Source organism: Streptomyces sp. NPDC052701 (assembly GCF_040678355.1).
GTDB lineage: Bacteria > Actinomycetota > Actinomycetes > Streptomycetales > Streptomycetaceae > Streptomyces.
Window position 1 is genome coordinate 230,675 of record NZ_JBFATO010000004.1, and the last position, 10,983, is coordinate 241,657.

At 74.5% G+C, this 10,983-nt stretch carries 9 protein-coding genes; 4 read left to right on the top strand and 5 right to left on the bottom strand.

Annotation, left to right across the window (positions count from 1 at the left end):
* Window positions 1–82 precede the first annotated feature (82 nt).
* The gene (locus AB0L29_RS07820) at window positions 83–1,333 is read left to right on the top strand and encodes a GNAT family N-acetyltransferase (protein ID WP_365824450.1); all 1,251 of its coding nucleotides are present in this window, start codon (window positions 83–85) and stop codon (window positions 1,331–1,333) included.
* A 19-nt stretch (window positions 1,334–1,352) separates the two neighbouring features.
* Here AB0L29_RS07820 and AB0L29_RS07825 read toward each other — a convergent pair whose 3' ends face one another.
* Together AB0L29_RS07825 and AB0L29_RS07830 are read right to left on the bottom strand one after the other, a co-directional pair.
* On the bottom strand, window positions 1,353–2,162 hold the full coding sequence (locus AB0L29_RS07825; protein WP_365824452.1) for a DNA-formamidopyrimidine glycosylase family protein: 810 nt from the start codon (window positions 2,160–2,162) through the stop codon (window positions 1,353–1,355).
* 119 nt (window positions 2,163–2,281) lie between these two features.
* A complete protein-coding gene (locus AB0L29_RS07830) occupies window positions 2,282–2,767 on the bottom strand; it encodes a ribose-5-phosphate isomerase (RefSeq protein ID WP_365824454.1) in 486 nt (161 codons plus the stop codon).
* Between the two features lie 240 nt (window positions 2,768–3,007).
* On the opposite strand from AB0L29_RS07830, the gene AB0L29_RS07835 reads away from it, so the two are divergent.
* Complete coding sequence (locus AB0L29_RS07835; protein ID WP_365824456.1) at window positions 3,008–4,513, top strand: amino acid permease; 1,506 nt, start codon at window positions 3,008–3,010, stop codon at window positions 4,511–4,513.
* 755 nt (window positions 4,514–5,268) lie between these two features.
* On the opposite strand, the gene AB0L29_RS07840 is transcribed toward AB0L29_RS07835, so the two are convergent.
* Window positions 5,269–5,853: a biotin transporter BioY gene (locus AB0L29_RS07840; RefSeq protein WP_365824458.1), complete on the bottom strand. Its 585-nt coding sequence runs from the start codon at window positions 5,851–5,853 to the stop codon at window positions 5,269–5,271.
* A 439-nt stretch (window positions 5,854–6,292) separates the two neighbouring features.
* Between AB0L29_RS07840 and AB0L29_RS07845 the strand changes: the two genes are divergently transcribed.
* Window positions 6,293–7,678 carry an amino acid permease gene (locus tag AB0L29_RS07845; RefSeq protein ID WP_365824460.1) on the top strand — a complete coding sequence of 462 codons (1,386 nt, stop codon included), beginning with the start codon at window positions 6,293–6,295 and terminating at the stop codon, window positions 7,676–7,678.
* Window positions 7,679–7,835: 157 nt separating this feature from the next.
* The gene (locus AB0L29_RS07850) at window positions 7,836–8,483 is read left to right on the top strand and encodes a superoxide dismutase (protein ID WP_365824462.1); all 648 of its coding nucleotides are present in this window, start codon (window positions 7,836–7,838) and stop codon (window positions 8,481–8,483) included.
* A 333-nt stretch (window positions 8,484–8,816) separates the two neighbouring features.
* Here AB0L29_RS07850 and AB0L29_RS07855 read toward each other — a convergent pair whose 3' ends face one another.
* Window positions 8,817–9,440 carry a histidine phosphatase family protein gene (locus AB0L29_RS07855; protein WP_365824464.1) on the bottom strand — a complete coding sequence of 208 codons (624 nt, stop codon included), beginning with the start codon at window positions 9,438–9,440 and terminating at the stop codon, window positions 8,817–8,819.
* Entirely contained in the window at window positions 9,437–10,945 is a 1,509-nt protein-coding gene (locus tag AB0L29_RS07860) for an FGGY family carbohydrate kinase (protein WP_365824466.1), read from the bottom strand. Before AB0L29_RS07860 ends, AB0L29_RS07855 begins: the two co-directional genes overlap by 4 nt.
* Window positions 10,946–10,983: the final 38 nt, after the last annotated feature.

Below are 10,983 nucleotides of genomic sequence, written 5' to 3' on the forward strand. Positions count from 1 at the left end.
AGTGAACTTCACCGCGGGCCGCTCCGCCGCCACTCGGCCAAATTCCCTCGCTCCTCCCGGACCGCCCTGATAGGCATGGTCCATGGCCCCTCACGCGACCGACCCCGCGACCGAGCTGCGAGTGCTGCAGCGGAACGAATGGGACAAGTGGTACGGAAACCTGGTCCGCGGCTTCGGCGGGGTCCCGGACCCGGCCGAGGAGCGCGAACTGTGGAACTCCCTGACCGAGTTCGGCCGTTCCCTCGCCGTCTGGGACGGGGAGGACTGCGTGGGCACGGCGGGGGCGTTCACGTTCCGGCTGACCGTGCCCGGCGGCGCGTCGGTGCCGGCCGCGGGCGTCACCATGGTGAGCGTGGCCGCCACGCACCGGCGGCGCGGGGTGCTGACGTCGATGATGCGGCGGCAGTTGGACGACGTGCGTTCCTGGGGCGAGCCGCTGGCCGTGCTGACGGCCTCCGAGCCGGCGATCTACGGCCGGTTCGGGTACGGCGCCGCCACCTTCCAGCTGAACGCCGAGATCGACACCGGCCGGGTGGGCCTGTCGGTGCCGGCCGGCACCGACGGCGTACGGCTGCGGTACGCCGCGCCCGCCGACGTCCTCGGCGCCTGCGAGGCGCTGTACGCGCGCCTGGTGCCGGCGCGGCCGGGGATGCTGCAGCGGCGGCCCGGGTGGGAGCGGCTGGCGCTGCTCGACCCGGAGGACGGCCGGGAGGGCGCGTCGCCGCTGCAGTGCGTCGTCGCCGAGCGGGACGGCGAGACGGTCGGGTACGCCCGGTTCCGGGTGAAGCCGGGCTGGGGCGTCAGCGGGCACGACGGCACGGTGGTCCTGAAGGACGCCGCCGCGCTGGATCCGGCGGCGGACGCGGCGCTGTGGCGGTTCCTGTTCGGCATCGACCTGACGACGACGCTCTCCGTGCGGGCGCGGCCGGTCGACGACGCCTGGCAGTACCTGGTCTCCGACATCCGGCGGTGCCTGCCCCGGACGCGGGACGCGCTGTACGTACGGCTGGTGGACGTGGGGGCCGCGCTGGAGGCGCGGACCTATCAGACGCCGGTGGACGTGGTGTTCGAGGTGGCGGACGACTTCTGCCCCTGGAACGCCGGGCGGTGGCGGCTGACCGGGGACGCGAAGGGGGCGTCCTGCGCGCGGACATCGGACGCGGCGGATCTCGCGCTGTCGGTGCGGGAGTTGGGGGCCGCGTACCTCGGGGGTGTGAGCCTGGCGGCGCTGGCGGCGGCCGGGCGGGTGCGGGAAGTGCGGCGGGGGGCGCTGGCGGAGGCCGCGGCGGGGTTCGGCAGTACGGTGGCGCCCTGGCTGCCGCACGGGTTCTGAGCCGCCGCCGGGCGCCGGGTCAGTCCCGCTGGCAGGCGGGGCACCAGAAGAGGTTGCGGGCGGCGAGGCCGGCGGTGCGGACCGGGCCGCCGCAGACGTGGCAGGGCAGGCCGGTCCTGCGGTAGACGTAGACCTCGCCGCCGTGGTCGTCGACGCGGGGCGGGCGGCCCATCGCCTCGGGGGTGTGCTCCGGGCGGACGGTGTCGATGCGGTTGGTGCGCACGCCCTCGCGCATGAGCCCGACGAGGTCGGCCCAGATCGACTCCCACTCGGCGGGGGTGATGTCCCTGCCCGGGCGGTAGGGGTCGATGCGGTGGCGGAAGAGGACCTCGGCCCGGTAGACGTTGCCGACGCCGGCGATGACCTTCTGGTCCATGAGCAGGGCGGCGATCGTCGTACGGCTGCGGGAGATCCGCGCGTAGGCCGTGTGCGGGTCGGCGTCCGGGCGGAGCGGGTCGGGGCCCAGGCGGTCGTGTACCGCGCGCTTCTCGGGGTCGGTGATCAGGGCGCAGGTGGCGGGGCCGCGCAGGTCGACGTAGGCGGTGGCGCCGGCGAGGCGGAGGCGGACGGTGTCCGTGGGCGGGGGCGCGGGGGCCGCGCCGAAGGTGACCTTGCCGAAGAGGCCCAGGTGGATGTGGACCCAGGACTCGGCGAAGCCGAGGAAGAGGTGCTTGCCGTGGGCGTCGGCGGTGCGCAGCGGGGTCCGGTCCAGGAGGGCGGCGGCGTCGGCGAACTTGCCCTGGGGGCTGGTGACGCGCACGGGGGCGCCGTCGGCGAAGGCGGCGGCGTAGTCCTGGGCCAGGCGGTGGATGGTGTGCCCCTCCGGCACGGGGTGCCCCTTTCCGGTGTGCGTCCTGCCCGCCCGAAGCGGTCGCCCGGGAGCCTGAGCCGCTCCCGGGCCGCGCCCTCCCCGCCGCGACGGTCCGGGGCGGTGGGGAGGCGGCGGGGCTACTGCTGGGGGTGGTGCGGCGGGATCGGGGGCAGGTCGCCGGTGGTCTCGTACCCGCTCAGCATGTCGATGCGGCGGACGTGGCGCTCGTCGCCCGAGAAGGGGGTGGCGAGGAAGGTCTCGACGAACCTGGTCGCCTCGTCCCGCGTGTGCATGCGCGCGCCCACCGCGACCACGTTGGCGTTGTTGTGCTGGCGGCCCAGCGCCGCCGTCTCCTCGCTCCAGGCCAGGGCCGCGCGGACGCCCTTGACCTTGTTCGCGGCGATCTGCTCGCCGTTGCCGGAGCCGCCGATCACGATGCCGAGGGCGTCGGGGTCCGCGGCCGTCCGCTCGGCGGCCCGCAGGCAGAAGGGCGGGTAGTCGTCCTGGGCGTCGTAGATGTGCGGCCCGCAGTCGACGGGGTCGTGACCCGCCTCTTTCAGCCACTCGACGAGGTGGTTCTTCAGTTCGTAGCCGGCATGGTCCGAGCCGAGGTACACGCGCATGGGACGAGTGTGACACGGCCGCGCCCGGGCGGGTGCGCGGGGTGTCGGCCCGGAAAAGTGTGAGGCACGCTACAGAACCTCAGGCAAACCTCAAGTAACAATATGGATTCAGAGGTTCACGAATTTCTTCGCCTCCGTTTCACTGGTCCAGCTCGTACACCGCTTGTACACCTCTCGTGCGGGCCCCCGTACCACCCCCGTACGGGAAACAGCTCCCCCGGCGCAAAGGAAACCTGTTCCATGACCTCGCAGCCGACTCTGAAGACAGCCGGAAGCGGCCAGGGAGGCCCCGGAGAACCCGGCGGCTCCCAGGGATCCGGCAGCCCCGGAGCGCACGGTTCCGGACTGCAGGCCGGACTCAAGAACCGTCATCTGTCGATGATCGCCATCGGCGGTGTCATCGGCGCCGGTCTCTTCGTCGGGTCCAGCTCCGGCATCGCCACCGCGGGACCCGGCATCCTGCTCTCGTACGCCCTCGTCGGCACGCTCGTGGTGCTGGTGATGCGGATGCTCGGCGAGATGTCCGCCGCCAACCCGACCTCCGGGTCGTTCTCCGCGCACGCCGACCGCGCGCTCGGCCCCTGGGCCGGGTTCACCATCGGCTGGCTGTACTGGTTCTTCTGGGTCGTGGTGCTCGCGGTGGAGGCCACCGCCGGCGCCGTGATCCTCGAGGGATGGGTCCCGGCCGTTCCGCAGTGGGCCTGGGCGCTCATCGTGATGGTGGTGCTGACCGCCACCAACCTCGTCTCCGTCGGGTCCTACGGCGAGTTCGAGTTCTGGTTCGCCGGGATCAAGGTCGTCGCCATCGCCGCGTTCATCGTCATCGGCGGGCTCGCCGTGTTCGGGGTGCTGCCCGGCGTCGACAGCGAGCAGGCGGGGCTGTCCAACCTCACCGAGCACGGCGGCTTCCTGCCCAACGGGCCCGGCGCCATCCTCACCGGCGTGCTGCTGGTCGTCTTCTCCTTCATGGGCAGCGAGATCGCGACCCTGGCGGCCGGCGAGTCCGAGGACCCGCAGCGGGCCGTGACCAAGTCGACCAACAGCATCATCTGGCGCATCGCCGTCTTCTACCTCGGGTCGATCCTCGTGGTCGTGTCGCTGCTGCCCTGGGACAGCAAGGAGATCACCGAGAAGGGCTCCTACGTCGCCGCGCTCGACACCCTCGGCATCGCGCACGCCGGTCAGATCATGAACTTCATCGTGCTGACCTCGGTGCTGTCCTGCCTCAACTCCGGCCTCTACACCGCCTCGCGCATGGCCTTCTCGCTCGGTGAGCGCGGTGACGCCCCGAAGGCGTTCGCCCGGACCACCGGCAGCGGCGTGCCGCGGACCGCGATCATCGCGTCGGTGGTCTTCGGCTTCGTGGCGGTCTTCTTCAACTACAAGTTCCCGGACTCCGTCTTCCTCTTCCTGGTCAACTCCAGCGGTGCGGTCGCCCTGTTCGTCTGGCTGGTGATCTGCTTCTCGCAGCTGCGGATGCGGAAGATCATCCAGGCGGAGGCGCCCGAGAAGCTGGTCGTGCGGATGTGGCTGTACCCGTACCTGACCTGGGCGACGGCCGCGCTGATCGTCTTCGTCCTCGGCTACATGCTCACCGACACCGAGCACGACGGGCGCAAGACGGTGCTGCTGTCGCTGCTCGTCGCGGCGATCGTGCTGGGCATCGCCTTCGTGAAGGAGAAGGTCGGCGGCCGCCGGGCGGTGGCGGGCGACGCCGCGGCCCGGGACGAGGTCCCGGCCGGCTGAGTCCGCGGCCGGCGCGAGGGGCCGGCGTGACGCGAGGGGCCCGTGGGGCGGTTTGCGGACCGGGGGCCCGGCGGGGGGGGGCTAGCCGCGGGGCGGGGGGCCGGGGGCGGGGGCGGGGGCGCGGGGGGGCGGGGGGGGGCGGGGGGGGGCGGGGGGGGCCCGGGGGGGGGGGGCCCCCCCCGGGGCCCCTGCGCGTGCGGGAAGCCCGGCGGGCGGGCCGGGGACGCCTCCGGGCGTGCGGGTGGCGCGTGCCCGGGCGGTCGTCGTCTTCGTGCGGACCGCCCGCACCGGGCCCGCCGGCCCCGTCCCGTGGCGCCGCCGCGGGAGAGCGGGCCGGTGCTCGCGCGCTCGCCTCGGGAGCCGCCGTACGGCGGGAGCCGCACCTTCCCCGGCGACCCGGCTTCCCGCACGCCTCCCACGGGGACAGCGCGGTGCCGGCCGAGCCGGACCTGACCAAGATCACCGAGGTGCCGTCCCGGACCGGAGACGGACGGCCCGCCGGGCGTCGTCCGGGTCGGCCACCCGGGCGGGGCGCCGCTCGCCCCGCGGGCGCCCGGCCGCGCGTGGACTTCGCGTCCGGGGCGGGCGGCCGGGCGGAAGGGCTGCACGACCCCGGGCGACCGGGCGGGTGGGCTGCACGACGCGAGGGGCCGGGCCGAAGGGCTGCACGACCCCGGGATGTGCCGAAGGCCCGCCGGGCTCAAGTCGCCCCGGCGAGCCTCCTGTGCGGCACCTGCCTGTCCTGGGCCGTCAGGTCACCGCTTGCCGACGAGCTTCCAGGCGGTGGGCAGTGCGCCCATCGCCAGGGCTGCCTTGAGGGCGTCGCCGATCAGGAACGGGGTGAGGCCGGCCGCGATCGCGGCGGAGGCGGACATGCCGGTGGCCAGGGCCAGGTACGGCACGCCGACGGCGTAGATGACCGCCTCGCCGAGCACCATGGCGCCCGCCGTGCGCCACACCGAGCGGTCGGCGCCGCGCCGGGCCAGGGCGCCCACCACGACGGAGGCCAGGATCATGCCGAAGACGTAGCCGAGGGAGGGGGCGGCGGCGCCGGAGGCACCGCCCGCGAACCACGGCACGCCCGCCATGCCGGCCAGCGCGTACAGCGCGAGCGAGAGGAAGCCGCGGCCCGCGCCGAGGGTGGTGCCGACCAGCAGGGCGGCGAAGGTCTGGCCGGTCACCGGCACCGGGGAGCCGGGCACCGGCACGGAGAGCTGGGCGGCGAGGCCGGTGAGCACGGCGCCGCCGAGCACGAGCGCGACGTCGCGGACGCGGGAGGAGGGGACCAGGTCGGCGAGGACCTGGCCGGTACGGGCGGGGGCGGCGGCAGCGCTGCTCATGGGGACTCCGCGGGTGATGAGGACATGTCGGGACACGGTGACGCTATCCCAGCGGGTTCGCACCGATCACCGTCAGCGCTCGACAAAGGCTCGAACGGGCGCTTGGTGAGCTTCGCACAAAGCGCGCGGACGACACGGGAAAGAGCGTGACGGTCGTCACGGAGGTGGCGTGGTGTGCGCTACACGGGGCGGGCCGGGGCCGTCTGTAGGGATTCGCCAAAGACGTCCCAGTGGATCGTGGCCGCCTCTCGCCCCTCGGCCGCCGTCCGGTGCGGGCGGGGCACGGCCCCGTCCGGCCCGCCGGTCCGGCCTCCGCGTAACCGGTCGGTCACGCTGCGAACGACCGCCGTCCGCATGCTGGGACACCTCTCCGTTCCGGCGGGGAGACGTCCCAGACTGTGGGCGTTTTTGTCCTCTACGCACTGGACGAGCCGCGCCCATGCCCAGCACCACCCCAGAGACCGAGACACCGGCGACACGGGACGGCGTCTCCCTGTCGCACGGCCTCAAGCAGCGCCACCTGTCGATGATCGCCCTCGGCGGGGTGATCGGCGCCGGCCTGTTCGTCGGCTCCGGCGCGGGCATCGCCGCCGCGGGACCGTCGATCGTCCTCGCCTACGCCCTCTCCGGCCTCCTGGTGATGCTGGTGATGCGGATGCTGGGCGAGATGTCGGCCGCGTATCCGTCGTCCGGTTCGTTCTCCGCGCACGCGGAGCGGGCGATCGGGCCCTGGGCGGGCTTCACCGCGGGCTGGTCGTTCTGGGTGCTGCTGTGCACGGCGGTCGGCCTGGAGGGCATCGGCGCCGCGAAGATCGTGACCGGCTGGCTGCCGGGCACGCCCGAGTGGGCGTGGGTGGCGCTGTTCATGGTGGTCTTCTGCGGCGCGAACCTCGCCGCCGTGAAGAACTTCGGCGAGTTCGAGTTCTGGTTCGCCGCGCTGAAGGTCGGCGCGATCACGCTGTTCCTGGTGCTCGGCGTGCTGGCGGTCGCGGGCCTCCTGCCCGGCACGGACTCCCCGGGCGCCTCGCACCTCACCGACTTCCTGCCCAACGGCGGCGAGGGCCTGGTCATCGGCCTGCTCGCCTCGGTGTTCGCCTACGGCGGCCTGGAGACGGTCACCATCGCGGCGGCCGAGTCGGAGGACCCGGTCAAGGGCGTGGCGAGCGCGGTGCGGACGGCGATGTGGCGCATCGCGGTGTTCTACGTCGGGTCGATGGCGGTCATCGTCACCCTCGTCCCGTGGGACTCCGCGGCGGTCGTCGAGAAGGGCCCGTACGTGGCCGCCCTGGACGAGCTCGGCATCCCGGGCGCCGGGCAGCTGATGAACGTCGTCGTGCTGGTGGCGCTGCTGTCGGCGATGAACGCCAACGTCTACGGCGCCTCGCGCATCGCGTACTCGCTGGTGGAGCGCGGGCAGGGCCCGAAGGCGCTGGGCCGGGTCTCGGGCGGGGTGCCGCGGGTCGCCGTCCTCGCCTCCTGCGTCTTCGGCTTCCTGTGCGTGCTGCTGAGCTACTGGCGTCCGAACGACGTCTTCTCCTGGCTGCTGAACATGATCGGCGCGGTGATCCTGGTCGTCTGGATCTTCATCGCCGTCTCGCAGCTCAGGCTGCGCCGCCGCCTGGAACGGGAGGCGCCCGGGAAGCTGGTCGTGCGGATGTGGGCGTTCCCGTGGCTGACGTGGGTGGCGCTGGCCGGCATGGCCGGTGTCTTCGTCCTGATGGCCCGGGAGCCGGACACCCGCGTGCAGCTGTACTCGACGGGCGGCATGACGCTGTTCCTGGCGGCGGTCGGTTACGGGTGGCAGAGGGTGCGCGCCGGTCGCTGACCCGTCCCCGCCCGGCCGGAGCCCCCGCGTGACACACGCGGGGGCTTCTTCGTGCCCGCCCCGGATCCGTGCGCACCTCGGGCACCCGTCGGCACTCTCCTGCTGCTAACGTGCAGTTGCAAGCCTTTTGCAATAAGAGGTTCGGAGGGGACCCGCCATGCCCGTCTACACGCTGCCCGACCTGCCCTACGACTACTCCGCGCTCGCTCCCGTGATCAGCCCCGAGATCATCGAGCTGCACCACGACAAGCACCACGCGGCCTACGTGAAGGGCGCCAACGACACGCTGGAGCAGCTGGCCGAGGCGCGGGACAAGGAGCAGTGGGGCTCGATCAACGGCCTGGAGAAGAACCTGGCGTTCCACCTGTCCGGGCACATCCTGCACTCGATCTACTGGCAGAACATGACCGGTCCGAAGGACGGCGGCGGTGAGCCCCTGGAGCAGGACGGCGTGGGCGAGCTGGCCGACGCGATCACCGAGTCCTTCGGCTCGTTCGCGCGCTTCAAGGCGCAGCTGTCCAAGGCCGCGGCCACCACGCAGGGCTCCGGCTGGGGCGTGCTCGCCCACGAGCCGCTCAGCGGGCGGCTGATCGTGGAGCAGGTCTACGACCACCAGGGCAACGTCGGCCAGGGCTCGACGCCGATCCTGGTCTTCGACGCCTGGGAGCACGCCTTCTACCTGCAGTACCGCAACCAGAAGGTGGACTTCATCGAGGCGATGTGGCAGGTCGTCAACTGGCAGGACGTGGCACGCCGCTACCAGGCCGCCAAGTCCCGCGCGGACGTGCTGCTGCTCGCGCCGTAACGGCGCTCCGCCCGTCCCGCCCCGTGATCGTCTTCTCACCCTTCACGCAGGCGGGCGCAGAACGGAGGACCCCCGCGAGGACGTGACGCGCGGGGGTCCTTCGCGGTTGCGGCGGACCCGGCCGGCGCCCTGCTCCCCGCGGGTGCCCGCGGGGCTAGGGTCTGTCGTCGAACTCCCGCCTGCCCCGCGACGCCCTGCACGCACTCTCGCCGCACCGGGCGCAGACCCGAGTACATATCCAGTACGAGGGCCCGCGCCCGGCACGCCGAGAGCACGCACCCGACGCCGCGGGGCCCGCCCTCCGGGCGGACGACGGGAGTTCGACGACAGACCCTAGGGCAGGTCCGGCCCGCACGGCACGTTGAGCGACAGGAGCGCCGCGGATCCCGCGCGCTCCAGGCGCAGTTCGCTGACGGCCGCGTTGCGCAGCCGCGGGAAGACCCTGCGGTATTCCCGGACGGGGATCGACAGCAGCGTGCACAGCACCAGCCGCAGCAGGGTGTTGTGGGCGACGACGAGGACCCGCCCGCCGGGGTGCGCGGAGGCGATGCGGCGCAGGGCGGCGGTGCCCCGGGCGGCGGCCCGGGTCGGGTCCTCGGCCCGCGGGAAGGGGTGTGCCACCGGGTCGGCGCGGAAGGCCGCCGCCCGCCGCGGGTCCTCGGCGGCGAACTCGGCGAGGGTCCGGCCCTCCAGCACCCCGAAGTCGCATTCGCGCAGGCCGGGTTCGCGGTGCGCGGTGAGCCCGAGGGCGCGGCAGGCGGGTTCGGCGGTGGCGGCCGCCCGGGACAGCGGCGAGGTCCAGACGGCGTCGACGGGGTGGGCGGCGGCCCAGCGGCCCAGCGCCTCGGCCTGGGCGCGGCCGGCGTCGGTGAGGGCGATGTCGCTGACCCCGGCGTAGCGGTTCTCGGCGTGCCAGACGGTCTGCCCGTGCCGGGCCAGCAGGAGGGTCGTGGTCATGGTCCCGCAGTATCCCGGTCCAGACGGGCGCGCGCGTGCGCGGCGACGGGCCCCGGGAGCCAGCCGTGTGCCTCCAGGGCGTCGAGGAGGCGGGCGTACGGTTCGGCGAAGCGGGCCGTGCGGTCGGGGCGGGGGGCGAGGACGGCACGCGTGCGGACCATGCGCCGGGCCGCGCCGGCCAGGGTCGGGGCCGCGCCCGTGCCGTGGGCGGCCAGCGCGGCCATGCCCAGTGCCGGTTCGGTCTGTTCGGGGACGTGCGCCGGGCGGCCGAGGATGTCGGCGCGCAGCTGGTTCCAGTACGCGCTGCGGGCGGCGCCGCCGGTGAAGGCGAGCGGGCCGTCCAGGGGGGCGCCGAGGTGGTGCAGGTAGTCCAGGCACAGGCGTTCGGCGAGGCCGACGCCCTGGAGCAGGGCGGCCCACCGGTCGGCGTCGTCCGCGGGTTCGCCGAGCAGGAGGGGCGTGGCGTCCGGGGCCAGGAACGGGAACCGCTCCCCCGGCGACACCAGCGGGTAGGCGACCGCGCCGGACGGCTCGTACGCCGCCGCCCGCGCGTCCATGGCGGCCGGGTCGGCCCGCGGGAAGGCCGCCGCCAGTGCCCCCGCGCCCACGCCCGACGCCCCGCCCGGCAGCCAGGTGCCGTCCGGGGCACGGTGGTTGTAGACCACGCCGCCGGGGTCGCGGACCGGGTCGCGGGCGGCGCCCTTGAGTACCAGCGTGGTGCCGAGCACCGAGTTCCAGGAGCCGGGCCGCAGCGCGCCCGAGGCGATCTGGGCCGCGCAGCCGTCGGTCATCCCGGCGACGACCGGCGTGCCGGCGGGGATGCCGGTGGCGTCGGCGGCGGCCGGGCCGACCTCGCCGAGCCGGGTGCCGGGGCGTACGACGGGGGGCAGCAGGCCGTCGGGGACGCCCAGTCCGGCGAGGGCGGCCTCGGGCCAGGCGTCGCGGTGCAGGTCGTAGCCGGTCTTGAGGGCGTGGCTGGAGTCGGCGGGGGGCAGCGCGCCGGTGAGGCGGGCGACGACCAGGTCGGGCTGGTGGACGAGGCGCAGGCGGGCGGTGCGCGCCCGGCCGCCCGTCCCGGCGGCGCGGGACCCGCCGCCGTACTCCCCGAGCAGCCACAGCGCCTTCGGCAGTGCCCAGGTGTCCTGCACCGTGAGCCCGGCCTCCCGCGCCCGGGCCGCCTGGGCCGCCGCACGCCCGTCGTCGTACATCAGGGCGGGGCTCACCGGGCGGCCCGTGCGGTCCGTCAGCAGCACGGTCCCGGACGTGCCGCACACCGCGAGCCCCGCGATCCGTGCGCCGGCGACCCGGCGGAGCGCGCAGCGGGACGCCGCGCACAGCGCCGTCCACCACTGGTCCGGGTCCTGCTCGTGCCGCGGCCCGTCCCGGCGGCCGGACAGCGGTGCCGAGCCGGCGCCGAGGACCGCCCCGCCGGCGGTGACGGCCAGCACGCGCACGCTCTGCGTGCCCAGGTCGATCCCCAGCCACGCCTCGCCGTCGTCCGGCATCGGGCCTCCCCTGTCTCGCACACCGGCCTGTTAACTTC